Origin of the sequence: Parabacteroides faecalis (genome assembly GCF_022809355.1) — a bacterium.
GTDB classification, from domain to species: domain Bacteria; phylum Bacteroidota; class Bacteroidia; order Bacteroidales; family Tannerellaceae; genus Parabacteroides; species Parabacteroides faecalis.
The window spans coordinates 13,843-39,880 of record NZ_JAKZMM010000011.1 but is presented as its reverse complement, the minus strand read 5'-3'; the positions used below and the strand labels follow the sequence as shown (position 1 = coordinate 39,880).

Annotated in this window: 28 protein-coding genes and 1 pseudogene; 23 read left to right on the top strand and 6 right to left on the bottom strand. The window is 42.3% G+C overall.

Going from position 1 to position 26,038, the window contains the following annotated elements; translation table 11 throughout:
- Positions 1-82: 82 nt before the first annotated feature.
- The 13 genes from MUN53_RS05970 (at position 83) to MUN53_RS05910 (ending at position 10,209) form a co-directional block, all read left to right on the top strand.
- Positions 83-799 carry a pyridoxine 5'-phosphate synthase gene (locus tag MUN53_RS05970; RefSeq protein ID WP_022456076.1) on the top strand — a complete coding sequence of 239 codons (717 nt, stop codon included), beginning with the start codon at positions 83-85 and terminating at the stop codon, positions 797-799.
- 26 nt (positions 800-825) lie between these two features.
- Positions 826-1,542 carry a MotA/TolQ/ExbB proton channel family protein gene (locus tag MUN53_RS05965; protein ID WP_394803043.1) on the top strand — a complete coding sequence of 239 codons (717 nt, stop codon included), beginning with the start codon at positions 826-828 and terminating at the stop codon, positions 1,540-1,542.
- A gap of 33 nt (positions 1,543-1,575) precedes the next feature.
- A complete protein-coding gene (locus MUN53_RS05960; RefSeq protein ID WP_022456078.1) occupies positions 1,576-1,986 on the top strand; it encodes an ExbD/TolR family protein in 411 nt (136 codons plus the stop codon).
- A gap of 12 nt (positions 1,987-1,998) precedes the next feature.
- Positions 1,999-2,847 carry an energy transducer TonB family protein gene (locus tag MUN53_RS05955; protein WP_243323891.1) on the top strand — a complete coding sequence of 283 codons (849 nt, stop codon included), beginning with the start codon at positions 1,999-2,001 and terminating at the stop codon, positions 2,845-2,847.
- A 12-nt stretch (positions 2,848-2,859) separates the two neighbouring features.
- Entirely contained in the window at positions 2,860-3,405 is a 546-nt protein-coding gene (locus tag MUN53_RS05950) for a DJ-1 family glyoxalase III (protein WP_022456080.1), read from the top strand.
- Positions 3,406-3,532: 127 nt separating this feature from the next.
- A complete protein-coding gene (locus tag MUN53_RS05945) occupies positions 3,533-4,450 on the top strand; it encodes a DMT family transporter (RefSeq protein WP_243323890.1) in 918 nt (305 codons plus the stop codon).
- A 284-nt stretch (positions 4,451-4,734) separates the two neighbouring features.
- Positions 4,735-5,637, top strand: coding sequence for an ion transporter (locus tag MUN53_RS05940; RefSeq protein WP_243323889.1), 903 nt, complete (start codon positions 4,735-4,737; stop codon positions 5,635-5,637).
- Between the two features lie 27 nt (positions 5,638-5,664).
- Complete coding sequence (locus MUN53_RS05935) at positions 5,665-6,426, top strand: SDR family NAD(P)-dependent oxidoreductase (RefSeq protein WP_243323886.1); 762 nt, start codon at positions 5,665-5,667, stop codon at positions 6,424-6,426.
- Positions 6,408-6,827 (top strand): hypothetical protein, encoded by a 420-nt coding sequence (locus tag MUN53_RS05930; protein ID WP_243323884.1) that lies wholly within the window; start codon positions 6,408-6,410, stop codon positions 6,825-6,827. Before MUN53_RS05935 ends, MUN53_RS05930 begins: the two co-directional genes overlap by 19 nt.
- A 6-nt stretch (positions 6,828-6,833) precedes the next feature.
- A complete protein-coding gene (locus MUN53_RS05925; RefSeq protein ID WP_243323883.1) occupies positions 6,834-7,448 on the top strand; it encodes a class I SAM-dependent methyltransferase in 615 nt (204 codons plus the stop codon).
- 18 nt (positions 7,449-7,466) lie between these two features.
- Positions 7,467-8,021, top strand: a complete 555-nt coding sequence (locus MUN53_RS05920) for a helix-hairpin-helix domain-containing protein (RefSeq protein ID WP_243323881.1) — start codon at positions 7,467-7,469, stop codon at positions 8,019-8,021.
- 73 nt (positions 8,022-8,094) lie between these two features.
- Positions 8,095-9,645: an ATP-binding protein gene (locus tag MUN53_RS05915; protein ID WP_243323880.1), complete on the top strand. Its 1,551-nt coding sequence runs from the start codon at positions 8,095-8,097 to the stop codon at positions 9,643-9,645.
- Positions 9,646-9,666: 21 nt separating this feature from the next.
- Positions 9,667-10,209, top strand: coding sequence for a GNAT family N-acetyltransferase (locus MUN53_RS05910; RefSeq protein WP_243323878.1), 543 nt, complete (start codon positions 9,667-9,669; stop codon positions 10,207-10,209).
- On the opposite strand, the gene MUN53_RS05905 is transcribed toward MUN53_RS05910, so the two are convergent.
- Positions 10,193-11,428 (bottom strand): lipase family protein, encoded by a 1,236-nt coding sequence (locus tag MUN53_RS05905; RefSeq protein WP_243323876.1) that lies wholly within the window; start codon positions 11,426-11,428, stop codon positions 10,193-10,195. The genes MUN53_RS05910 and MUN53_RS05905 overlap by 17 nt on opposite strands.
- 193 nt (positions 11,429-11,621) lie before the next feature.
- Between MUN53_RS05905 and MUN53_RS05900 the strand changes: the two genes are divergently transcribed.
- The 6 genes and pseudogenes from MUN53_RS05900 (at position 11,622) to MUN53_RS05875 (ending at position 14,274) form a co-directional block, all read left to right on the top strand.
- On the top strand, positions 11,622-11,969 hold the full coding sequence (locus tag MUN53_RS05900; RefSeq protein WP_243323874.1) for a TIGR04076 family protein: 348 nt from the start codon (positions 11,622-11,624) through the stop codon (positions 11,967-11,969).
- Positions 11,970-11,985: 16 nt separating this feature from the next.
- Positions 11,986-12,405, top strand: a pseudogene (locus MUN53_RS05895) (GNAT family N-acetyltransferase); the annotation flags it as partial.
- Positions 12,406-12,930: a GNAT family N-acetyltransferase gene (locus MUN53_RS05890; protein ID WP_243323971.1), complete on the top strand. Its 525-nt coding sequence runs from the start codon at positions 12,406-12,408 to the stop codon at positions 12,928-12,930.
- Positions 12,915-13,382 (top strand): GNAT family N-acetyltransferase, encoded by a 468-nt coding sequence (locus tag MUN53_RS05885; RefSeq protein WP_243323873.1) that lies wholly within the window; start codon positions 12,915-12,917, stop codon positions 13,380-13,382. Before MUN53_RS05890 ends, MUN53_RS05885 begins: the two co-directional genes overlap by 16 nt.
- Before the next feature lie 5 nt (positions 13,383-13,387).
- The gene (locus tag MUN53_RS05880) at positions 13,388-13,897 is read left to right on the top strand and encodes an HXXEE domain-containing protein (protein WP_243323872.1); all 510 of its coding nucleotides are present in this window, start codon (positions 13,388-13,390) and stop codon (positions 13,895-13,897) included.
- Positions 13,898-13,923: 26 nt separating this feature from the next.
- On the top strand, positions 13,924-14,274 hold the full coding sequence (locus MUN53_RS05875; protein ID WP_243323871.1) for a DUF2200 domain-containing protein: 351 nt from the start codon (positions 13,924-13,926) through the stop codon (positions 14,272-14,274).
- A 226-nt stretch (positions 14,275-14,500) separates the two neighbouring features.
- Here MUN53_RS05875 and MUN53_RS05870 read toward each other — a convergent pair whose 3' ends face one another.
- A complete protein-coding gene (locus tag MUN53_RS05870; protein WP_243323870.1) occupies positions 14,501-15,394 on the bottom strand; it encodes a 1,4-dihydroxy-2-naphthoate polyprenyltransferase in 894 nt (297 codons plus the stop codon).
- A gap of 83 nt (positions 15,395-15,477) precedes the next feature.
- Here MUN53_RS05870 and MUN53_RS05865 point away from each other — a divergent pair, with 83 nt between their 5' ends.
- From MUN53_RS05865 to MUN53_RS05850, 4 genes are all read left to right on the top strand, one after another.
- The gene (locus MUN53_RS05865) at positions 15,478-15,882 is read left to right on the top strand and encodes a hypothetical protein (RefSeq protein ID WP_243323867.1); all 405 of its coding nucleotides are present in this window, start codon (positions 15,478-15,480) and stop codon (positions 15,880-15,882) included.
- Positions 15,883-16,078: 196 nt separating this feature from the next.
- Positions 16,079-16,276 (top strand): hypothetical protein, encoded by a 198-nt coding sequence (locus MUN53_RS05860; RefSeq protein WP_243323864.1) that lies wholly within the window; start codon positions 16,079-16,081, stop codon positions 16,274-16,276.
- Between the two features lie 33 nt (positions 16,277-16,309).
- Positions 16,310-16,492: a hypothetical protein gene (locus MUN53_RS05855; RefSeq protein ID WP_022456095.1), complete on the top strand. Its 183-nt coding sequence runs from the start codon at positions 16,310-16,312 to the stop codon at positions 16,490-16,492.
- Between the two features lie 253 nt (positions 16,493-16,745).
- Positions 16,746-17,447, top strand: a complete 702-nt coding sequence (locus tag MUN53_RS05850) for a nucleoside-specific channel-forming Tsx family protein (protein WP_243323863.1) — start codon at positions 16,746-16,748, stop codon at positions 17,445-17,447.
- On the opposite strand, the gene MUN53_RS05845 is transcribed toward MUN53_RS05850, so the two are convergent.
- The 4 genes from MUN53_RS05845 to MUN53_RS05830 form a co-directional block, all read right to left on the bottom strand.
- Positions 17,444-19,861, bottom strand: a complete 2,418-nt coding sequence (locus MUN53_RS05845; RefSeq protein ID WP_243323862.1) for a TonB-dependent receptor — start codon at positions 19,859-19,861, stop codon at positions 17,444-17,446. The two genes, MUN53_RS05850 and MUN53_RS05845, sit on opposite strands and share 4 nt — an antisense overlap.
- Before the next feature lie 268 nt (positions 19,862-20,129).
- The gene (locus MUN53_RS05840) at positions 20,130-21,491 is read right to left on the bottom strand and encodes an efflux transporter outer membrane subunit (protein ID WP_243323861.1); all 1,362 of its coding nucleotides are present in this window, start codon (positions 21,489-21,491) and stop codon (positions 20,130-20,132) included.
- A gap of 4 nt (positions 21,492-21,495) precedes the next feature.
- A complete protein-coding gene (locus MUN53_RS05835; protein ID WP_243323860.1) occupies positions 21,496-24,654 on the bottom strand; it encodes an efflux RND transporter permease subunit in 3,159 nt (1,052 codons plus the stop codon).
- Positions 24,655-24,663: 9 nt separating this feature from the next.
- On the bottom strand, positions 24,664-25,776 hold the full coding sequence (locus tag MUN53_RS05830; RefSeq protein ID WP_243323970.1) for an efflux RND transporter periplasmic adaptor subunit: 1,113 nt from the start codon (positions 25,774-25,776) through the stop codon (positions 24,664-24,666).
- Positions 25,777-26,038 lie beyond the last annotated feature (262 nt).

Sequence of the window (26,038 nt, the reverse complement as noted above, 5' to 3'; positions counted from 1 at the left end):
GTCTGCTTATTTCCTAAATACTGCTAATTTTGCAAATTACTAGGTACAAAAGTAATCAAAGAAAAAGATTTAATGATATACGATGACAAATTTAAGTGTAAACATTAACAAAGTAGCAACAATCCGTAATGCCAGAGGTGGCAATATGCCGGATGTATTGAAGTTTGCTCAGGATGCGGAAGCGTTCGGAGCACAAGGTATAACGGTTCATCCTCGTCCGGATGAGCGTCATATTCGCTACAGTGATGTGTACGGCTTAAAGCCGTTGATCAGGACGGAGTTTAATATCGAAGGTTATCCGTGCGATAAGTTCATTGATTTGGTATTAAAGATAAGACCAACGCAAGTTACTTTAGTGCCGGATGCTCCTGATGCCATTACATCAAATGCCGGTTGGGATGTCAAGACGAATCATGCTTTCTTGCAGGATTTGGTAGAACGCTTCACAAGCCATGGTATTCGGACTTCGATCTTTGTTGGAACGGAGTTGGAAAATATAGAGTGGGCAGCCAAGACGGGAACCGACCGTATCGAGCTTTATACGGAACCATACGCATCTCTTTATCCGAAAGACCGCGATGCTGCTGTTGCTCCTTTTGTGGAAGCGGCACGTTTTGCCAAGAATTTAGGCTTAGGTGTCAATGCCGGACATGACTTGAGTCTGGAGAATCTGGCTTTCTTCAGCAAGAATATTCCTTTTTTAGATGAAGTGTCAATTGGTCATGCGCTTATTTGTGATGCTTTGTACTTAGGATTAGAGGAAACGATCAAACAATATAAAGCTTGTTTGGAACAATAAAATATTAATAAAAACCTATTTAAACGATGAGTCTATTTCTTTTATTGCAGTCAGCCGCTCAGGCTGCTGATCAGATGCCTGATTTGACGCAGGTGGCAGAAACAACAGTTCCAACGGAAGCACAGATAAACATTATTGATCTGGCTTTCAAAGGAGGGTGGATTATGGTAGTGTTGTTGTTATTGTCGTTGCTGGCTATCTATATTTTTATCCAGCGCTTTATGGTTATTAAGCGGGCCGGTAAGGAAGATGAGAACTTTATGAATCGCATCAAGGATTATATACATGAAGGCAAGGTAGAATCGGCCTTGAATTTATGCCGTTCGACAAATACTCCTTCTGCCCGTATGATCGAAAAAGGAATTACACGTTTAGGACGTCCGATGAATGATGTATTGGTTGCTATTGAAAATGTAGGTAACTTGGAAGTTGCTAAGTTGGAAAAAGGTTTCCCGGTGATTGCAACGACGGCTGCTGGTGCTCCGATGTTAGGCTTTTTAGGAACAGTAACCGGTATGGTTCGTGCCTTCTTTGATATGGCAAATGCTGGAACGAATGTGGATGTCTCTTTATTATCAAGTGGTATTTATGAAGCTTTGGTAACAACTGTAGGTGGATTGGTTGTGGGTATTATTGCTTTGTTTGCATACAACTATTTGGTATCGCAGGTTGACAATGTAGTCAATAAGATGGAAGCCCGCACGATGGAATTCATGGACTTATTAAATGAGCCTGCCAATTAATAGTATATTCATCCATCTATAAATTGATTGGTTATGGGGTTAAAAAGAAGAACTAAAGTATCAGAAGCTTTCAGCATGGCATCTATGACGGATGTGATTTTCCTGCTGTTGATCTTCTTTATGGTGACATCGACGGTCGTAATTCCGAATGCAATCAAGGTAACTTTGCCGCAAGCTCAAAAGCAAACGGCGGCTAAACCGCTGACACGTGTTACCATCGATGCTTCTTTGAATTATTATGTGGCATTCGGCAAGCAGAAGGAAGTGCAGGTCTCTTTCCAGGAGATTACTCCTTTCCTGCAGGATTGTTATGCCAAAGAACCGGAAATGTATGTGGCTTTGTATGCAGACGAAACAGTTCCTTATAAAGAGATTGTTAAGATTCTGAATATCGCAAACGAGAATAAATTCAAAATGGTACTTGCTACCAGACCGCAGAAATAATCGGATGTAGATATGTTTAATAAAGATGACATATATGGAGCAATCGGATCGTTGGCTTTCCATGCGGTCATTTTTCTGATTCTCTGGTTTACTGTCCTGAAGACGGTCGTTCCTGAGGAAGATGGAGGCGTTTTGGTTAACTTCGGAAACGTTGATTCTTCTGCCGGAACTTTCGAACCGCAATATACCGGACAGCAGCTTCCGCAAGAGACAACGACTCCTCCGCCTCCAACTCCTACACCAAAGGTGGAAACGCCCAAGGAAGATTTGTTGACGCAGGATTTGGAAGAAAGTGTTTCTTTGGATGATAAGAAGAAGGAAGAGGAGAAGCGCAAGAAAGAGGAAGAAGAGAAGAAACGGAAAGAAGCTGAGGAAAAAGAACGTATCCGTAAGCAGAAAGAAGCCGAGGCCAAGCGTATTGCTGAAGAGCAGCGTAAGAAGGCCGAAGCCATCAGTAATAAGGTGGCGGGTGCGTTTGGTATCGGTAGTGCCGAAGGAAATAACCAGGGTGATGCCGAAACCGGTACAGGCAATCAGGGAAGTCCGTTCGGAAATTCGGATCATGGTGAGAATGATGGCATCGGAGGATATGGTTCGTTCAACCTGAATGGCCGTTCGATTGGTGCCGGAGGTTTGCCTCGTCCGGCTTATACGATCCAGGAAGAGGGAAAGATTGTGATTAATATAACCGTTAATCCGAAAGGTAAAGTTATATTTGCTGAAATAGGTCGAGGTACAAACATTGATAATGCTTCGATGAGAAAAAGTGCCCTTGAAGCTGCCAAGCGGGCAACTTTCAACAGCATCAGCGGTGCAAACAATCAGAGTGGTACAATCACCTATGTGTATAAACTTAAATAAACAGACAACAAGATGAAAAGTGCATTTGTATTTTTAGCTACAGGCTTCGAAGAAACGGAAGCTATTGGAACGGTAGATGTATTGCGTCGTGCTGGTATTCAGGCGGCAACCGTATCCATTACAGGCAGTAAGCTTGTGACAGGTTCTCATCAAGTAACGATTGAAGCAGATTATCTGCTGGAAGAAGCTCCGCTGGCAAATGCTGCCGCTTTGATATTGCCGGGCGGACTGCCTGGGGCAACAAACTTGAATGCTTGTGTTCCTTTGAAAGAAGCTTTATTACAGCAGTATCGGGACGGTGGAATTGTGGCTGCAATTTGTGCTGCTCCGTTGGTATTGGGTGGATTAGGTTTGTTGAAAGGTCGTAAGGCTACTTGTTATCCGGGCTTTGAAGAATATCTGATTGGTGCTGAAACTTGTGGCGCCGACGTTGAAGTGGATGGCAATGTCATTACAGGTAAAGGTCCGTCGCTGGTATTTAAGTTTGGTTTGGCTTTGGTGGCTGCTATCAAAGGTAATCCGGTTGCCGAAGAGACTGCTGCAGGAATGTTGTTATAAGTATTGTATATAAATTGTTTTTATCCCGGAAAGATTTCCTGTCTTTCCGGGTTTTTTTGTTTCTTGTTTTTGGCAGATAAGGCGATTTTTCAGAAATTTGCCGCTCATTTTATAGAAGGTGTATGTCATGAATAATTTGAAAGGTTTTTTGTACGGGATAGCTACTTCGGTTACATTCGGATTAATCCCGTTGTTTACTTTGCCGCTGATGGCGAAAGGATTGATTTTTGATTCCATCTTGTTTTATCGTTTCCTGTTGGCTACCGCTGCATTGGGCGTGATGATGTTGCTGAAAAAGGAGACCTTCCGGATACAGATGCGCGACGTTCCGGTATTGATTTTATTGGGTTTGCTTTATACGGGTTCGGCTATGTTTCTTTTCTGGGGATATAATTTCATGGGAGCCGGCGTCGCTACAACGATTCATTTTACGTATCCGATATTTGTTACCCTGCTGATGTTTGTTTTCTTCCGTGAGAAGGCTTCCTGGATTACCTGGCTGGCCATATTATTGGCAATAGCCGGCGTGGCGAAGCTGTCGATTAAAGGAAACGAACTGACACTCGATCCGCTGGGTATGCTGATTGTAATTCTTTCTGCCATGGCTTATGCCTCTTATATCATTGTGGTGAACAAATCACGTGTCCGTTCGATGAATGGGCGCAAACTGGCTTTTTATGTCTTTATTGTGAGTACCTTGCTTTTCGCTGTCAAAGCCATGTCTAACGAAGGGATTCAGCCGGTTCCTGATGCTCTTTCCTGGATAAACCTGTTTTTGTTGGCTGTTGTCCCGACAGTAATTTCGAATATTACGCTGGTTTTGGCTGTTCATCATATCGGTGGAACGCTGACTTCGGTACTGGGTGCTATGGAACCGGTGACGGCAGTCTGCATCGGTGCCTTTGTTTTCCAGGAAGAATTTACCTGGCAGTCTGGCTTCGGTATTCTATTGATCATTACAGCCGTAACACTGATTATCCTCTCGAAAACGATTCAGAAAACATTATCTACGGTGGTCCGGAAGATTCGTCCGCGCCATGCCTGATCCTTCCCTGAGTTTTTACTGTCAGAGAGAAGAGCGTTGAATAAATTCCTGAGGATATATTCTTACGAAGCTATTTGTCTCTTCTTCTCAATCCAATGAATAAAACTTTGTTCTTCGGTGGCGATTTTATATTCGCCGTCGGAGAATATATATTCGTCGTGGGCAACTATATGTTCGCCCAGGGCGAACAAAGAAAATCTCCTTGTTTCTATCCGAATAATTGGTAGGTTCTGGACGTTTTTATTACTACCTTTACCTCGGCTAATGGAAACGGAAAAGGAAAGATGAACTATATTGCGAAATTATATCAGCGTTGGAATGACTTTCTGCATAATGAAGAATTAAAGGAAAAAATTTACACCATCGTTTTTGAGTCGGATACACCGAAAGGAAAACTGTTCGATATCGTGCTGATCGGAAGTATTATCCTGAGTGTGTTGTTGGTGATTTTGGAAAGCATGCATATATTCCCGCATTCGGCATATATCGTCTTGCGCGTGCTGGAATATCTGCTGACCTTATTCTTTACGATTGAGTATCTGGCCCGTATTTATTGTCTGAAACAACCCCGGACGTATGTTCTCAGTTTCTTTGGTATTGTCGATTTGCTGGCAACCCTGCCGGTATATCTGAGTTTCTTTTTGCATGGTTCGCATTACCTGTTAGTGATCCGGGCTTTTCGTCTGATCCGGATATTCCGTATCTTCAAACTCTTCCAGTTTATCAACGAAGGAAATCTGCTTTTGCGCTCTTTGTGGATCAGCGCTCCGAAGATCTTTATCTTCTTTTTCTTTGTCTTGATCCTGGTAACTTCGATGGGAACGGTGATGTATATGATAGAAGGGACGAATCCGGATTCCGGGTTTAATAATATTCCGAATAGCATTTATTGGGCGATTGTTACGATGACGACCGTCGGGTATGGCGATATTACGCCGGCAACGCCTTTGGGACGTTTCTTTTCGGCCGTTATCATGCTGATCGGTTATACGATTATTGCTGTCCCGACTGGTATTGTTTCGGCAACGATGGTCCGACAACATAAAGCATTGGAGAAACGCCGTTGCCCACGTTGTCACCGCGACGGACATGAACCGGAAGCTCTTTATTGTAAATATTGCGGGGCTAAGTTGAAGACGGAGCGTGTTCGGAAAGAAGAGAAGCAGTCGGACGATATGAAACTTTAAGGAGATAATTTATAAAACAGATAGCATATGAAAGGAAAAGTGATTTTCATCACCGGTGCTACAAGTGGTATCGGTGAAGGTTGTGCCCGCAAGTTTGCGGCGATGGGCAGCAACCTGATATTGAACGGACGGAATACAGAAAAGTTGGAAGCTTTGAAGCAGGAACTGACGGCACAAGGAGTGGATGTATTGACATTGCCTTTAGACGTCCGTGACCGCCAGGCTATGCGCCAGGCTGTCGATTCGCTTGAAGGAAAATGGAAAGCGATTGACGTGCTGATCAATAATGCCGGACTGGTTATCGGGATGGATAAGGAATACGAAGGTTGTTTAGACGAGTGGGACGTCGTGATTGATACCAATATCAAAGCCTTGTTGGCCATGACTCGGATGATTGTGCCCGGAATGGTAGAACGAGGTTGCGGACATGTAATCAATATCGGCTCCATTGCCGGAGATGCAGCCTATGCCGGAGGAAGTGTCTATTGTGCAACCAAGGCAGCTGTGAAAGCCTTATCCGACGGATTACGGATTGATTTGGTCGATACACCAGTACGCGTGACCAACATCAAACCGGGTATGGTAGAAACGAACTTCTCTGTTATTCGTTTCCGGGGTGATAAGCAGAAAGCCGATGCGGTATATGACGGTATTCGTCCGTTGACAGGCGACGATATCGCCGATGTTGTTTATTATGCTGCTTCAGCTCCGGCCCATGTGCAAATAGCCGAAGTTTTGGTGATGCCTACTTATCAGGCAACCGGTACCGTGTGTCACCGACAGAAGTAAACCGGAAAGAAATGAACGTGATTCGTTCTTTGCTGGTTTGGCTATGCTTCATACCCGTCGCTATCTTAAACGGCGGGTTGAGGCAATATGTTCTTGTCCGATGGTTAGGCGAAGTAGGAGCGAATGCCTTGAGTGGTGTACTGCTTAGCTTATTTATCTTATTAATTACCTGGCTGCTTTTACCCCGTATTGTCAGGTACAACCAGAAAGAAAGTTACCGGATCGGAATCGTATGGATGCTGCTAACAATCGGATTTGAATTCACTTTTGGTTTGATGGGCGACATTTCATTCCGAGAATTATTGTCTGCCTATAACCCAATGTCAGGTAATTTATGGCTGTTGGTAGTCATAACTACATTCGGGGCACCAAGACTAGTAAGTAATAAGGAAAGGAGATAAACAATTATGAATGCAAAGAAAGAATCGCAAGAGTCGTTTGACCGACAAGCTTTAACCTATGATATGGATAGAAATGGTTCTCATGCTCGGGAACAATATTCAATCATATTACAGAAAATGGAAAACTTTCGGTTCGCGAATGTACTAGATGTAGGATGTGGTACTGGTGAAATCTTAAAACGAATACATAAACGTTATCCGGAGGTTTCACTTACAGGAGTTGACATATCAGAGAAAATGCTAGAAGTGGCCAAAGTGAAAATTGGAAATAAAGCTACATTATTATGGGCCGATGCAGAGATGTTACCTTTTAGTGATGCTACATTTGATTTAATTGTTTGTAGTGATTCGTTTCATCATTATCCGAATCCACAGAAAGTTCTTGCAGAATTTCGCAGGGTTCTTAAAGGAGGCGGTAACCTTTTGATTTGTGATTATAGTATTGGTTTCCCATTGAGACAACTAATGAATCTCTTTATTCGATTTAGTCATGATGGTGATGTGCACATCTATTCGAAAGAGGAAATAACTAAATTAGTTATTCAGGCTTCGTTCAGTAATATCCAGTATGAACGTACAAATGCCACTGCATTTATTATAACGGGAGAGAAATGTAAATGATCTTAATATCGGAGCTAGATGACGAAAAAAGAAGGAACAAAGCAGCATGAACTACGAAAAATACCGAACGTAGGAGTTCAGACCCAACGGGATTTGATCGCGATGGGTTACACGACGATAGACTCTTTGAAGGGTAAACGGGCAGAAGAGCTTTACGCGGAGGAATGTCGTCTGCGGGGTTGTGTTATCGACCGTTGCCAACTTTATCTTTATCGGGCTGTTGCGTATTTTGTGAATACCGATAATCCTGATCCGATCAAGTGCAAATGGTGGTTGTGGAAAGATGATTTTGTGAATCCATCGCCTTGTGGGGCAGTATGTATAGAATGCAACTATTATCCTTCAGCTTGTGTTGGTTGCCGAAAGATTCGGGGAAAAGCTTTCTGGTTACCTAATACCGGAGATGATGTATGTCCCATTTATCAATGTTGCCGGAATAAAAAGAAACAGAACTGCGGAGGATGTCCGGAATTACCTTGTGTTCGTTTCATGAAAGATCCGACAATATCGGACGAAGAAAATGAAACTAATTTACGACGGATGCTGGAAAGGTTAAAGGACTGGAAGGAATAAACGCCTTATCCTTTGCGCTTCTGTCTGAAAAATACTATCTTCGCAAGAGGAAGATAGTTAATAATCCACGATTATGGCAAAATTATATCCAGTTGGCATACAAGACTTCAAGAAGATCCGTACGGGCGGATATGTTTATGTGGACAAGACGGCACTACTTCATCGGTTGGTTAGTACCGGTAGTTATTATTTCTTTGGTCGTCCGCGCCGCTTTGGTAAAAGTCTGATGATTTCTACATTGGAAGCATACTTCGAAGGTAAGAAAGAACTTTTCGAAGGACTTGCGATGGAGCAGTTGGAAAAAGACTGGATTGAGCGTCCGGTTTTGCATATTGATCTGAATAGCCAGGAATATAACTCTCGTAAAAGCTTGGAAGATATTCTGGATGGTTACTTAACGCGTTGGGAAGAACAGTACGGTCGTGATCCGGGAGGTAATTCATTATCCCTTCGTTTTGGAGGTGTTATCCGTCGCGCAGCCAAACAGACGGGGCAGAATGTGGCAATTCTTATTGATGAATACGACAAACCTCTTATTCAGGCATTAGGTAATGAAGAGTTGCAGGATGAATATCGTAATATTCTGAAGGCCTTCTATGGGAATTTAAAATCGTGCGACGGTTATATTCGTTTTGCTCTGCTGACAGGTGTGACACGTTTTAGTCGAGTTAGCATCTTTAGCGACTTGAATAACCTGAATGATGTAACGATGGATCCACAATATGCCACTATGTGTGGAATTACCGAATCCGAACTTTTACCCAATTTTGAGGAAGATATTCAAGAATTGGCACAACGGCAGAAGATCAGTTTTGAGGAAGCTTGTACACTCTTGCGCAATAAGTTTGACGGATATCATTTTGTTCCCGGCGGTGAAGGTATATATAATCCTTTTAGTCTGCTGAATACATTCTACCGGATGTCTCCGGATAATTATTGGTTCAGCACGGGTACGCCGACTATTTTAGTAAAACTCTTGCAACAGAACCATTATAATTTGAGTAACTTGGATGGGAACGTAGAAGCTTCAGCCGATAATCTGACTGGTTTGGAGAATATACAGAAGAATCCTATCCCATTACTGTTCCAAAGTGGTTACTTGACAATTAAAGATTACGACCGTGAATTTCGGATTTATACGCTTGGTTTTCCTAATAAAGAAGTCGAACAGGGTTTCATCAATTTCTTATTACCTACTTATGTGAACATTGATACGAGTGATTCCTCATTTCAAATAAAGCAATTTGTGAAGGATGTTCGTATGGGACATGTTGACGACTTTATGTTGCGCTTACAAAGTTTTCTAGCAGATACGCCTTATGAGCTTATCCGTGAACAGGAATTACACTACCAGAATGTACTTTTTATTGTCTTTAAGTTATTAGGCTTTTATACCGAGGCGGAATATCATACTTCACAAGGGCGTATTGATCTTATGGTGAAGACTTCCGATTATATTTATGTAATGGAATTCAAATTCCAGGGAACGGCTGAGGAAGCGTTGGCGCAAATCAATGCCAAGAATTATGCAACACCTTTTGTAGCTGATACACGTACGCTTTATAAGATTGGTGTGAATTTCAGTAACGAAACGCGTAATATCGAGCGTTGGGTTGTAGAGTAAAGGACTTGAATAGCTTTAGGAATGAATCGTGATGCTTATTATGATGAATCAGTTCCCAAGATTAAACTTCAGGAAGAGAAGCCATCTTTTATCATTCGTTCTTTACAAGTAAACGAAACATCTTTGTTGCGCGATTTTCTTTACGAAGCAATTTTTGTGCCCGAAGGAATGAATGCTCCACCTCGTAATGTGGTTGACTTACCAGAACTACAAGTATACATCCAAGATTTTGGTAGTCGTATAGGCGATTATGCCCTCGTTGCTGAAAGTTTTGGAAGAGTACTTGGTGCTGTATGGGTTCGTTTGATGAACGATTATGGGCATGTGGATGACCAAACGCCTTCGCTGGCTATTTCACTCTATGCAGCATATCGGGGAAAAGGAATTGGGACTGCGTTGTTACAAGCTGTGCTTGGCTTATTGTACAGTGAAGGATATAAGAAGGTGTCTCTTTCGGTACAGAAAGCAAACCCAGCTGCTCGTTTATATGAACGATTAGGCTTTAAAACTGTGCGCGAGACAGACGAAGAATATGTGATGGTGTGCTTTACTTCCCAGCCTTGATGAGTGGCCCGAAGATTTCCCATAATCCCATGTAACGCATGATGAATTCTACTCCGCAGGTACCATGTTTAGACATCTCAAGGTCTGTTAGGCTAGTGGCAGGCCAAGAGGAGTGTGCATTTACTGAATTAGAATAAGGCACTTGCTCATCTTTTGGTGAATGATATAGATGAATGTATGTTTGTGGTTGGGGCGAAGCATTCAGCAATGAGTTGGTTCGAAGCGCTTCAACAATAGCCAGTACATCTTCATTACCATTAAATGATGGTTGTGCGAAGAAGTCCGGATGCATTACACGGGTAATGTCGGTACCCAATGCCTGATGCCATTCCGAAAGTGGGCGAGTGGAGAACATCTTGTTCAATCCTTTGCTGATTACTTCCGGTGCATATACATTCTCATCTTGTACATCTAGTTGTTCTCCATACGCCATTCCACGAATGAGATAAGGTGCATAGCCGGTATGCGAGTAAGAATCTAGTGCATCGGTAGAAGAGATAAAAGTTTGTAAAGTCTCTTCCAAGTCGTAAACACCTCCGCCGGCATAGACTGCTCGGATACTTTTCCCTTTACCGCGCCGTTCGAGTTCAAGAACGGTGGCGATGGTTGCTTGTCCGCCTTGCGAATAACCAATTAGTTCGAGGCTATCCGTTTCTTCTTTGATTCCTTTATCATGCAGATATTCCCGCGCAGCTTCAATCATATCGGCGCATGCTGTTCCTGTCAGTCGGGCATGTAAGTAAGGATGTTGCCGGTCGGGAGTCTGACTGGAGCCGTATCCCAAGTAATCTGCCATGACGACGATATGTCCATTTACTACCGGAATCATCTCAAAATAGAAGTCTTGACGTGACGGAGCTTGATCGATATCTAATGTTACATGCTGTATACTGAGCAAATGGTCGTATGAAATAGTACCGCTCGGAATAGCAATCACACCTGAGGCCGTCACTGTAGAGCCGTCTGCTCCGACCGTGTTGTATTCGATTGCTGCCACGTCGATATCACGCAGAAAACCTAGAATCAAGGCTTCGGGCAAATTGATTCCTTGACCGGAGATAAAATCGGTTATTTGGGCTGCTAATTCAGTCTTTTCGATTTTCCTTTCTTCAATCACATGGGTCAGATACTGGTTTCCTTCCTGTATCTCTAAGTCATTGTCTTTGTTACAGGCCACCAATGCGACCAGCAAAAGCACAATCCACCATCTGTTTGTCATATTCCAAGTCATTTCCGTATATTTATTAGTGGTTGATTTTACAAAAGTAGTTATTTTATGAGAGACACGTGTAAAACTTTCCTATCTTTAATCGCTGAAACTTGTATGTAGTCGGATGCGAATAGCAGATACAAGCTAATTATTTGTAGTTGATTAACTTCTCAGTTGAGAAAAACAATAAAAACGAATCGTTATGAAGAAAGTAAAGATTACGGTGTTGAGGAAAACGCTTATTGAAGATTTGGCTAAGGAATATGGTACCGAAGGATTAACCAAGTGTCCGATGTTGCAGGAAGGACAAGTCTTTTATGCCGATTATGCCAAACCGAAAGGATTCTGTGATGAAGCCTGGAAGGCTATTTATCAGTATGTATTCGCTTTGGCTCATGGAGCCGGTAATCAGTTATTCTATTATGGCGATTGGATTCGTAAACCGGGAGTGGCTATCTGTAGTTGTAACGATGGTTTGCGTCCGGTTATCTTTAAGTTGGAAGCGACCGATGAAGAGGCGGAAATTGATTATACACCAGTGAAAGATTAGAGAGAATACCCTAAATATGGAGATCAGAAAACTACATCAAACTGAACAAGCACAGGCAATCTCGTTGGCATTGGATGTGTATCTCACTTGCGGAAAAGCAGACTATGATGAAGAAGGCTTAGGCGTGTTTAAGAGTTTCATTCATGATGAAGGACGTTTGCAGGAACTAACCTTTTGGGGAGCATTCGAGGAAACCGGGGCGTTGGTGGGAATGTTGGCGATGCGGGAAAAAGATCTGCATCTGTCGATGTTTTTCATTCATCCCGATTATCACCGGAAAGGAATTGGACGGGCTTTGTTTACCTTTGCGATACAAGAACATCCTTATCGAAGTATTACGGTGAACTCTTCAACCTATGCTGTGCCTTTCTATAAAAGCCTGGGGTTTCTTCCTTTGGATGGACCGCAGAATTATCATGGATTGATCAGTGTGCCGATGAAGCGGACTTCTTTTCGGCTTCGCCCTTGGCAGAAATCGGATGCAATGTCGTTGGCCCGGTATTTGAACAACAAAAAGATCTGGGACAATTGCCGGGATCGCCTTCCTTTTCCTTATACGGAAGATGATGCACACGCCTTTATTGATTATGCGGTAGCCCAGCAGGAATGGAATGAGTTCTGTATTGAGATCGGTGGCGAAGCGGCCGGGAATATCAGTTTTATGCGAGGAACTGATGTGGAACGTTTCAATACCGAAGTTGGGTATTGGTTGGCAGAACCCTATTGGAATCAGGGAATTATGGGCGAGGCTTTGCGGGAAGCGATGTATTTGTATGGGGGAAATTCGGATGTAAAGCGTTGGTTTGCGCACGTGTACGAAGGTAACATGGCTTCCATGCGTGTCCTTGAAAAAGTAGGATTCCGACAAGTTGCAGTTTTTCGCCAAGCGTGTTTCAAGAACGGAGGCTTTATGGACTTACATTATTTTGAATGTTTGAAAGACGAATGGACTGGCAAATAAAACAAGTTTCAACGAATAAAAAGCAATTCCTTTCTTTGCTTCTTTTGGCAGACGAACAGGAATCGATGATCGACCGTTATTTGGATCGGGGCAATTTGTTCGTGATGTATGTGGATGAAGCAACATGGATTGCCGTGGCTGTAGTAACGGAAGAGGAAGAAGGTGTCTATGAATTGAAGAATCTGGCGGTTGATCCTGCTTACCAACGAAAAGGATTCGGAAGGCAAATGGTTGATTTCCTTTGCCGCCATTATCAGCAAACGGGACATACCCTATTGGTGGGTACGGGCGATAGCCGACAAACGGTTTCTTTTTATCAGAGTTGTGGTTTTACTTATTCGCATACGCTTCCTGGTTTCTTTACGGAGAATTATGATCATCCGATTGTAGAAGATGGGAAAGTCTTGACGGATATGATTTATTTCCGGAGGAGTTTAACTTTTAATCGTTAGGAAGAATGGATACGATACTAATAGTTTTCCTGTTGCCTGTTTTTTTTATGCTTCATGAATTGGAAGAGATTATTGGGATTCGGCTTTGGATGGATAAAAATGGGGCAGCACTTTACAATCGTTTCCCTCGTTTTAGACAAACAATCCGTAGGTTGGGTTCCATAACAACACCAGCGTTTACCGTTATTGTTGCAGAAGAGTTTATTCTTGTTTCTTTCTGTACATTCCTAAGTGCATATACTGGTAATTGGATAGCTTGGTATTGTTGTTTGGTGGCTTTTGGTTTTCATCTTGTCGTTCATCTTTTTCAGTTTTTGTTGTGGCGTGGATATATACCGGCTATAGTTACTTCATTGTGCTGCCTGCCTTATTGTATTTGGGCTTTTTGGGAAACTTATAAGTTCTTTACACCCTGTGAACAAGTTGGATATGCTTTGATTGGAATCTTGTTTGGTGCATTGAACTTGTTTGTAATGCATAAAATTGTAGGTGATAGACTATTGAAAAGAATTTGATTTTTAATAATACTCAATATAATAAAATGGACAATGAAAAGGTTTATCAGATGCCTTTGGCTAAAGTTTATCCTTTGCTGGTAAACAAGGCTTTGCGAAAAGGCCGGACACAGGCAGAAGTGGACGAGATTATCCGTTGGCTGACGGGTTATACGCAGGAACAATTGGTGGAACTGTTGGAACAACCGACTTCATACGGCGATTTTTTCCGAAAAGCTCCTGCCTTGAATCCGAATCGGAAGAAGATAAAAGGTTCGATTTGTGGTATAAAAGTAGAAGAAATACAAGAGTCTTTGATGCAGGAAATCCGTTATCTGGATAAATTGATTGACGAACTTGCCAAAGGGAAAGTTATGGAGAAAATCTTGAGAGTTTAGCGGTTGTTTCTTCGGAAAAGCGGGTATCGATGTATCTTCTAGTCTGGAAACAACTCCGAATCTCGTAGGATTTTAATTTTTTTGACAGCTGTCGAAAAGCTTTTCCATATCTGTCAAAAAGCTTTATCACATATATGGAAAAGCTTTAGCACAGTTGTCAAAAAATTGAATGTTCACTATTTTTATACGTTCTGATCATATAGAACGTATTGTATGCCCTTTATTTTTAGTATAAAATCAGAAAGACAGACAGCAAGATGGAGAAGAGCAACACATTGCGAGCTGTATGGGCTAATGTCTGGTTCAGCTCTTTTCCGTTCTTATGTCTCATTTCCTGCCATGTAGCCATAAACAGGACAAAGAATAGTCCGAAGGCGGCCAACATCCAGGTGCTGGCTTGCATCAGAAAAGGAAAGACAAGCAACAGGGCAATGATTCCGTTCAGCAGATAAAGAATCCGCCCGAAACGACGTCCGAAAAGGACGATGGTTGTACGTTTCCGTGCAGCTTTGTCTTGTACATAGTCCCGATAATTGTTGATGACCAGGATATTGACCGATAACAAACCGACGGCAATGGATAATAGCAAAGACAGCAAAGAGAAACTCAACGCCTGTACGTAGTAAGTAAAGCAGACGGGAATAATACCATAGAATAATAAGACACAAACGTCACCCAATCCATTGTAGGCCAAAGGAAACGGGCCCGCTGAGTAGGCAAGTACGCACAAGGCGATGGCAATTCCTACAGGAATCAGTTCCCAGCCGGCAAAGAACAGGAGCATACATCCGCAAAAGCAAGCCAATCCCAAGGTGATGAAAGTGCCTTTTAGCATACTTTGGGGCTGAATCCAACCTTGGGCAACGGCTCTTTCCGGACCGAGCCGGTCGGCTCCATCGGCACCTTTCTTGAAATCGAAATAATCATTGGCAAAATTGCTGGCAATCTGTGCTAACAAGGCTACTAAAACACAAAGCAGGGTAGGAACCCATTGAAAACAACCGTCACGAAAAGCCAACGCTGCTCCGACCAGTACCGGACTTAAAGATGCCGGAAGTGTGCGTGGACGGGCCGCTTCCAGCCAGGCTTTTCCTTTACTTGGAGATGATAAATTATTCATAACATTTATTTTGGACGCAAAATTAAAACTATTTTACCAATACACTTTTTTTCTATTCCGAAAAAACATTCTATATTTGCGGCATGAAACAGTTTCTATTAGTCATCGGATTTGTATTGGGAACTGTGCTTTTCTTCAATCAGAGTGAGAAAGCACAGCCATTCGATGTATTGTCTGCTCTGACAAAAGAAGCTGTCATGGAAGATTCGGAAACGAAGGATATGCAGACTTGTCTGGCTGTTTTGACTAGTGATATGAAGAACAGCAACTTGCTTTCTCCGCGCCGGGTTATCCAAACCATTACTTATAATTTTAATTTGCGCACGCAAAACCAGGTCGAAAAAACGACCCAGTATTTGCGGTTAAAAGGACATGATTTGATTTCCAAACTATTGGAATATAATTCCATTACTCATCATATAAATTATTCCGCTTTACTTACCCGTAACGGTTATCATGTCTTTGCGTTACGGAAGTTACTGATTTAGTCTTTTTTTGTGATGTAAGGAGAAGTTATGCCCGGCTGTTGCGTGGGTATTATCTGGATATGGACTGTTTATTACAGTTCGTTTGCAGTTGTGTCTTCCCTTATGTGTTTTCTTTAATCCTTTATTTATTATTATCCGGTCGCGGAGGATTCGTCGTGACCAGCTTATTATTCACATCACAAAAAAGAAAATTATTATGGCTAAAAAATCAAATAAATTCAATCTTTGGGTTTCTATCGTATTAATCCTGGTAGGCTGTGTATTGGCTTGTAGTTCTATTATTTCAAATGATTACCTGAAACTGGTAGTAGTATTGGCATCTTTGGCATACGGTCTGTATGGAATTATGAAAGCATTAAGTACATCTGAAGAAGCAGATGTAGTGAATAAATGATGGTTAAATTAAAAAACAAAGGAGGAATTTATCATGAAAATAAGTAAAGATTTAGCAGATGCAGTGATGATGGTTGCATGTATTGTTTTGGTATTGATCGGAACAACAACTTTTGAATCAGCATCCACAAAAGCGATATTGATGACAGTGATGGCCGTTTTGGCGGTATTTATGGGCGCTGTCAGATTTTGGGGAGGGAAAAAACAGACACACTAACCCTTTAGATAAAGTACAATTGTTGCTATTCCGTCGGGATGCCGGGATTATCTGTCGCTTATTTTTCTGCCTATTTTTAAACTTGCTATAAATCATCAGATATGGAGATATTCCAGGCGACATGTGTACCCATAATGAAGAGGCTGAGGTTGAAACTTCAGCCTCTTTTTATGTGTGAATCTGATTTTATATAGGTATATGGAAAAGATTTACTATTTTTGCGCTTTCTTAACGTAAAGATAGTAAACAGAGTATGCGGAAATTATTTTTATTAGCCTTGTTATCGTTGGCTGTTTGGGCAGGTAAAAGTCAGAATGTACAATTACATTATGATCTTGGAGGAGCTTTGTATGATAAAGATTTAGATGGTCGTCCGGTATTGACCAGTACGGTTGAAATGTTCAAGCCGGATAAATGGGGTAGTACTTATTTCTTTGTGGATATGGATTATACTTCCAAAGGAATTGCTTCTGCTTATTGGGAAATAGCTCGTGAGCTGAGTTTCTGGAAAGCTCCTTTTTCGGTGCATGTAGAATACAATGGAGAACTAAGTAACCAGTCGTCGTTCAATAATGCTTATCTGGGTGGTTTGACCTATACGTTCAATACGAAAGATTTTACGAAAGGCTTTACTTTGACTGGTATGTATAAATACATCCAAAAATCTGAAAAGCCCAATAACTTCCAATTGACAGGAACTTGGTATGTACATTTTGCCAAGAACGGTCTTTGTACCTTCAGCGGTTTTGCGGATTGGTGGCGTGAAAAGAATCCGCATGGAAACTTTATCTTCCTGACAGAACCACAATTCTGGTTGAATCTGAACCGATTTGAGAAGATAGACGACAAGTTTAAGCTGAGTGTAGGTACGGAAGTTGAGTTAAGCCATAACTTCAGTTTCAGAAACGGCTTTTATGCCATACCTACTTTGGCTATTAAATGGTCGTTTGATTAGAAATCAATCAATAGTCGGACATTGATCTGTCGGCCGGTCAAGTAATTAGGTACGGCAAACTGATTATTGTCTGAGCGCGTAATCCAGTAATAGGAGTTGACATTCTTCATATCAAATAGGTTGAATACATCTAATCCTAGCCAGGCATTCTTCAGGTAACGGAAGAAACCACGGTTACGGATTAGATCGTCTTCTTCTATTAATTGATAAGAAATACCCATGTCCACACGTTTATAGGCTGGTGTACGGAAGTAGCCGTCTTCATATCCTTTGTTTGGAATAGTAACAGGAAGTCCTCCTGACAATACGCCTTTCAAGTTTAGCTGGACACGTTTATAACCGGGGAAGTAATCTTGGAAGAACAATCCGATATTATAACCGGGACTATTGGGAAGTGGAGCTTTCGTAGTTTCCCGGATTGTTTGTTCGGACTTCATCAAAGAGAAACTGATCCAGGAGTCGGTACCAGGAACAAATTCACCGAAGAATTTGACATCCAGTCCGGCTGCATATCCTTTGGCACAGTTCTCACCATAATATCTGATTTTGACGTTATCTACCGTATAAGGAATCAGATTATCCAATTTCTTATAATAGAGTTCTGCTGTTACCTTAAAGTTACGGTCGACAGCACGGAAGGTATAATCACCGCCGGCTATAAAGTGAATGGAACGCTGGGATTTAAGCTGATCGTTCAGTTGAACAATATCATTTCCTTCTTCATCCGTAACCACTTGTCTTAATTCTTTATAGAATGGCGATTGATAATACAGACCAGTCGCCAGGCGGAACGTCAAATCTTGGTTGGCATTGGGGATAAATCCGACAGAGACACGCGGACTGAAGATAAATTCTTTATTATAACTCCAATAACTGCCTCGGATACCACCGGTCACATTGAAAAGACCTTGTTTGGTACGGAACTTGAACGCATCTTGTACGTAGGCCGACAGACGAGTACTTTCCAGCTTGTTTTGTGAATATAAATTAGAGAACAGATTCACTCCATCTCCGGTATGAGGCAATGAATAGCCGGACGAATCCCGCTTTTCCCATTCTACTATTTTATCGCTGATTCGTTCCATTTGTACCTGAGCTCCCCATTTGATGGTGTTGTTCAATAAGCGTGCACTTCCGTAATGCCCTACATTCATAATGTTGGAATGAAGCCGGTTGCGGGCATGTTCCTGATAACGTCCAACAGAAAGAGCAGAACTTCCGGCATCTAAAGCTGAGTCGTCGCTACTTCCATCATTAAGCCAATATTCTCCGGCGATATCATAGCGTTCGTCTTCCTGACTGTCGAAAGCAGAGGCTTGTATGCCTAATGTCGTATTGTCATTAGGTTTGTAAGCAAGCGTCAATGCCCCAAACAGGGTTTGGAACTTATCGTTTTCATTACTGTTCGGAAACCAGACGGTAAACTTCTGGCTGTTTTCGATTGTACCGAAAGTCGTTTCCCGGCTATGAGGCACGAAACGATATTTGTTGGTGGCGAAGTTTCCTAGGAAAGTAGCTTCCCATTTCGGAGAAAAGGCATAAGTCATATAAGTTTGTAAGTCCATGAAGCGAGGATCGTATTCCGCATCGGTATCCATTGTTCCTAACAAAGAACGACCGCTTTTATAACGGAAACCGGTAACTTGGGTAAAATTCCCGATTGAACTGCCGACAGACACGTTACCACCCAGTAAACTGGCCGAAGCCGACCCTTCGAACTCTTTGGGTTTCTTATAGGTAATATCAAGGACAGAACTCATCTTGTCTCCATACCGTGCTTCAAAACCTCCGGCAGAGAAGTTGACTTCCTGCGTCAGATCCGGATTGACGAAGCTCAATCCTTCCTGTTGCCCGGAACGAATCAGCAAAGGACGGAAAACCTCAATCCCATTTACGTAGATGATGTTTTCGTCGTAACTTCCTCCGCGTACCGAATATTGGGAACTTAATTCGTTGTTGGAAGATACGCCGGCAAAGGTTACCACCAGACTTTCGATACTTCCACCCGATGGATCAGGTAATAACTTAACCTTATCGGCTTGCATGGTTTCCATCGTGGAAGTTTGTTTTCGGATAGCCGTTACGGCAAAGTCTCCCAAATTGATGGACGTATAATTCATCTTTACATTCAGACGCATATCGGCTTGCAGGGAAGGAACGATGCGTTCTGCCTTATTATAACCTAGGCAAGAATAGATAAAGGTGACCGAATCGCCGGGAGTGACGTTCAGCGAATAGAAACCTTTTTCGTTGGTCATGGTTCCGTTAAGCGTATTCTTCACCAGAATATTTACCAGTTCCAGCGGATTGCCGTCGGCATCTCGCACGTAACCAGTTACTTTTACCCGCTTTTGGGCATATACAGTTGTTACTGTGAGGAAGAATAACAAAGAAATAATTGTTCGTATTTTCATATTTTATGATGTTCGTCTGTTCCATTCATGCGTACATCCTTCATTATACATGAATGTTGTTCTAAATGTATATAACGTAAAAAAGGATAGAAACGTATAAACCGTTTGTTTTTATTTGTGCAAAGGTACGTGATTCATCATAAAATGGCAAGAACATAATAAATGGAAGAGTCCGCTTGAAACATTGCATGTAGGAAAGATTCTCTTAGACAAGCTATGATTGTCTTAAAAGATCACAATTGTTTCAAGCGGACTTGAAGAATGTATTTTAATAACCGCCACCTAAGGCATGATATAGATTGATGACTCCCTGGATTTCATCAAAGCGATCGGAAGCAACATCCAGTTCGGCTTGCAGTAAAGCCTGACGGGCTGTCAATACTTCCAGATAATTTTGTGAGCTGTGTTGCATCAGCAATTCAGAACTACGCAAGGCAGATTGGAGGGAAACGACTTGCTGTTTATCCAGCAGAATTCGTTTCCGGGCTGTTTGCCATTGTACCAACGCGTCATTTACTTCCGCCCCAGCATCCAATAAACTTTGGCGGAAAGAAAGCAATGCTTCTTCCTGTTGCGCTTTGGCTATTTCCAGATTAGCCAGGTTTTGTCCCTTGTTAAACAATGGTTGAACCAACGAACCAACCGCTGATAGTAACCATTGTCCCGGATTGGAGATAGCTGCGCCTCCGGCATTCGTCCATCCGGCCGAACCACTCAGTGTAATACTGGGATAAAAGGCCGAACGGGCTTCATTGGTGGCATAATAGGCAGCAGCTAAAGCCGCTTCACTTTGCCGGATATCCGGTCGACGACTCAAGAGTTGTAACGGAACTCCGGTAGAAATAGAGTCGGGGAAAACTTGTGCATCCAATGTTGAACGACCGATTTCTTGTGGATTCATGCCCAACAGAACCGATAAGGAATTTTCCATGGCATTGATTTGCTGTTCGAGTGAAAGCACAGATGCATCGACCGACAACTTACTGGCTTCGGTTTGTGCAACGGCCATTTCGGTCGTTTGTCCGGCACGCTTCAATGCTTTCATGGCACGGACGTTTTCATTCCATGTTTCAGCGGTTCGGCGTGTAATATCCAGCTGCTCGTCCAACATCAATAAACTATAATAACTATTGGCAATAGTAGCTACCAGTTGTGTTTGTACTGCTTGCCGATAAGCTTCACTTTGTTCAAGAGCCGCTTTAGCACCTCGTTTGGCATTGAGTAATTTACCGAAGATATCAATTTCCCATTCCGCTGCCGCTGCCAGATCATACGTCTTGGTGGCTTTGGCTCCATCTTGGCTGCTGATGGAACCTTGTGGTGTGAGTGATATCGCTGGCAGATAAGCCAGACGAGAAGTCATCAGCAAAGCTTCAGCCTCTTTAACTTTCAGATAAGCGATATTTAAATCCGTATTGTTATTGAGACCAATCTCAATGAGCTGTTGCAGTTGAGGATCGGTAAAGAGCTCTTTCCAGGAAAGAGAAGCTAAGGATGTCGTGTCCGCTGTCGAAGTCGACTGACGATAAAGGCTGTCGGAAACAGCTATGTCCGGGCGTTCGTAAGCCCGATAAATATGACATCCGCTGAGGGTTACGATTCCCCATATACATAACAATATCTTTTTCATATTCTTATTCATTTCCTCTTAGTTCTTTTTCTGATTGTGGTAATTGACGTGCTGGCATAATTTTCTCTTGCAGATACTGGAATACCATGAATAAAGGTGGTACGATGAACAGTAATGCAATTGTTCCGATAAGCATACCGCCAACTGTACCTACACCGATAGATATATTACCATTGGCACCTACACCGGTAGAGAACATCATAGGCAACATACCGAAGATCATGGTCAATGAAGTCATGAGAATCGGACGTAAGCGAACCTGTGCAGCCGAGATGGCTGCCTGCATGATACTCATACCATGATGACGGCGTTCGGAAGCATATTCCGTAAGCAGGATAGCCGTCTTGGAAAGTAATCCGATCAACATGATCAAACCAGTTTGCAAATAGATGTTGTTTTCCAATCCGAACATCTTGGCAAAAAGGAAACTACCGGCCAATCCGAAAGGAACAGAAAGAATGACGGCCATCGGGACAAACAGACTCTCATAAAGAGCACAAAGAATCAGGTAGATAAATACTACGCAAATCACGAAGACAAGTGTAGTTGTATTTCCTGTATTGGATTCTTCACGTGACATACCTCCAAATTCATAACCGTATCCGGTCGGTAAAACTTGTGCTGCTACTTCTTTCTCGGCTTGGATTGCTTGTCCGGAACTATAACCGGTAGCCGCTGCGCCATTGACCTGAATAGCCGAGAACAAGTTAAATCGTGTCAATGTTTCAGAACCGTAAATACGAGTCAGCTTTAAGTACTGTTTGATAGGTGTCATTTCACCGGCATCATTACGGACGAAAATATTGTTGAGCGATTCAGTATTAAGACGAAACTCAGGTGGAGCTTGTACCATGACACGATAGAGTTTGGAGAAACGGTTCATGTTAGAAGCATAATTACCACCAATATATCCCGAAAGCGTACTTAATACGTCTGAAGGAGATACGCCGTTACGCTTGCAAAGAGCGGCATCTACTTCCAATAAATACTGCGGGAATTTGGTATCAAACGATGTTGTTGCACGTCCAATTTCCGGACGTTTCTTGAGTTCATCAATAATTTGACGGGTATATTTGAGCAGGTCTTCAATCGAACCACCTTTTTGGTCTTGGACATATAGTTCAAAACCGCTACTTGCTCCGTAACCAGGAATCATAGGACGAGTAAACGGCATGATGTCTGCACTTGAAATAAAAGCTGTACTACGGCTGATTTTATCCATGACGGCATCAATAGCATCTTCTTTGCTGGTACGTTCACTCCAATCTTTCAAGCGAATGGTAAACATACCGTTACAAGCACCTTGTCCACTCAGCATGGAGTTACCGGTAATCGTAGAATACAGTTCGATTTGCGGAATGGTACGTAAACAGCTATCTACTTGCTCCATGACAATGCTGGTTTCTTGAAGACTACTTCCCGGAGAAGTTCGTACATCTACATAGATGGTTCCCATATCTTCGTTGGGAACAAGTCCTGTTTTCGTTGTCATCATCAGAACGGCAAAACCTCCGCAGGCAATAAGGAGTAGTATTCCTGCTAACCATTTACGTTTGAGCATGAACAGAACACCTACTTTGTATTTCATAACCAACCGATGGAACGCCGTATCAAAGGCAATATGAAAACGGGAAGAGAAACTCATCTTGTTTCCTCCTCCGGTCGTTTGGTGAGGTGTCATGATGAGAGCACAAAGAGCCGGACTTAATGTCAATGCATTTAGCAAGGAAATAGCTACGGCGGCAGCCATCGTCAGACCGAATTGGGTATAGAAAGTTCCTGTAGTTCCACCGATAAAACTTACTGGAATGAATACTGCCATGAATACGAATGTAGTTGTTACCAAAGCCGAGGTAATACCATCCATCGCATCGATCGTTGCCAGATAAGAAGATTTATATCCTTCATCGAATTTTGCTTGCACGGCTTCAACTACCACAATGGCATCATCCACGACCGTTCCGATAACAAGAACCAAGGCAAATAAAGTTAGCATATTAAGACTGAATCCTACCAAGGAAAGGAACGCAAATGTACCGATGAGTGATACAATGATGGATAAGGCCGGAATAAACGTAGAACGCAAACTCTGTAAGAATACATAAACCACGAGGACAACCAAAATGATGGCTTCGATCAATGTCTTGACCACGCTTTTGATTGAAGCGTCGAGGAAGTCTTTTGTACTCATCAAGTCTGCAATCTTGATACCTTTAGGTAAGGTTTTCAAGATTTCCGCAATAGTACGGTCTATTTCCTCAATGATTTCATTCGCATTCGAACCGGATGTCTGGGCAATCATGATGTTACAACCCGGATGACCGTTTACCTGACCAATATAGTCGTAGGCACGTGTTCCCAGCTCGACTGTTGCCACATCTTTCAATCGGAGAATTTCTCCGTTTGGAAGTGATTTAATAACCAGATTCTCGTAGTCTACTTCATTTTCATAGCGGCCACGATATTTCAATACATATTGGAACGTGTTTTCTGATTCAGCACCTAATGTACCTGTAGCTGCTTCTACGTTCTGTTCATCCAAAACGGCTGTAATGTCAGAAGGTACTAATGAATATTTCTTCATCTTATTTGGATCAAGCCAGATACGCATAGAGTAGTCATAGCCGTACACATTGACTTCTCCCACACCTGCAATACGAGACAAGCGTGGTTCGATATTGATTTTCATATAATTGTTCAGGAAACTCTGGTCAAATGAGTCATCTGGACTATAAACAGCTAATTGCTTGATGTTACTTGTCTGTCGTTTACGTACCGTGATACCACTTTTGGTTACTTCGGCAGGAAGTAATCCTTCTGCAGTGGCAATACGATTCTGCACATTGACAGTAGCCATATCCGGATCTGTTCCCTGACGGAAATAAACCGTAATACGTGCCGATCCATTGTTTGCAGCAGTAGAAGTCATATACATCATGTTTTCCACACCGTTCAACGCTTCTTCCAATGGTACGACTACACTCTTCTGTACGGTTTCTGCATTTGCTCCCGTATATGAAGCCGATACGCTGACTGTCGGAGGAGCGATTTCCGGGAATTGTTCGATCGGCAATTGAGTAAGACCGATCATTCCTAATAGTAGGATAAGCACTGAGATGACACTCGCCAAGATGGGGCGGTCAATAAATGTTCTGATTTTCATAGGGCGTGCTTATTTTATGGGTTCGGTTGATGATTCGGTATTAACGGCTGTACCTTCACGCATCAGACCAGCTCCTTCGGCAATAATCATATCGCCTTCTGCTAAACCGGAAAGAACGATGTAGGTTTTTCCGTCATTATATTTATATATGGTAATAGGTGTTGATTGTGTTTTTCCATCAACAACCTTCCATGCAAAAACTCGATTCTGTAATTCGTAGGTAGCCGCTTGAGGAATGGCGATACAATTTTTATGTACTGTGGGGACAGAGATTGTTCCGCTACCTCCATTACGCAGTAAATGACCTGTGTTTGGGAAAGTGGCACGTAAGCTTACTACGCCAGTACCTTCATCTACTGTACCACTGATGGCATCAATGCGTCCTTCGTAGTTGTAGATTTGGCCATTACTTAATGTCAGACTAACTGCCGGCATTTTCTCTTTGGCTTCTTCCAGTGATCCATATTGTTGAATAAGGTCGAGCATTTGGCTTTCGGCCATTGAGAAATAGGCATAGATTTGGGAATCATCTGATACAGTAACAAGGGGGTCTGAGATACTACTATTAACTAAAGCACCAATACGGTATGGAATCATACTGGCTACACCGTCAACAGGACTCTTCACTTCTGTATAGGATAAATTATTCCTAGCATTGGTCTCTTCCGCTTTGGCTTGTGCTAATGCGGCTTCCGCTTCGAGTAATTGGTTACGTGCCGTCTGTCGGTCGAAATCAGATACAATGTTTTCTTTAAACAATTCTTCTTTACTGTTGGCCGTCAGGCGGGCTGTTTGTAATTTAGCCTCTGCACTTTTTACATTGGCAAGAGCTGTTTCTAACGCTGCTTTGTAAGGAACTTGGTCGATGATAAACAATACTTGTCCTTTCCGAACCAGATCGCCTTCGTTAATACGGATGTCGGTAATAGTTCCGCTCACTTGTGGACGGATTTCTACCGATTGTTGTCCACGTAAAGATGCTGGATACGTGGATTGTAAGGTCTGATTACTGGTCTCTACAGTCAGTGTTTTGTACTTTTCGCCTGGCATTGTCTGCTTCTTTTCTCCACATGCACACAACAACGACATGCTGCATAGCATGAGGTACATACTAGTCTTCATCTTCATAATTATATAGTGTTTTATATTTTGTCGTGTTTGCTACATGACAAATCTATATAAAATAGGTGAGTTTTCAAACAGTGTAGTGACGAATGGTGTGAATTAAGTGATGAATCGATACTACGGACGGTCAGCTGCACGTTTACGACTGAGATTATGTTTCCTTTTTGATGTTAAAATGTGATGTCTTGTTATCATATCTTTCAATATAGGGAAGCTTTACTCTTGATGTATCCAAGCCGTTTGTTTTACCAGACTTCTG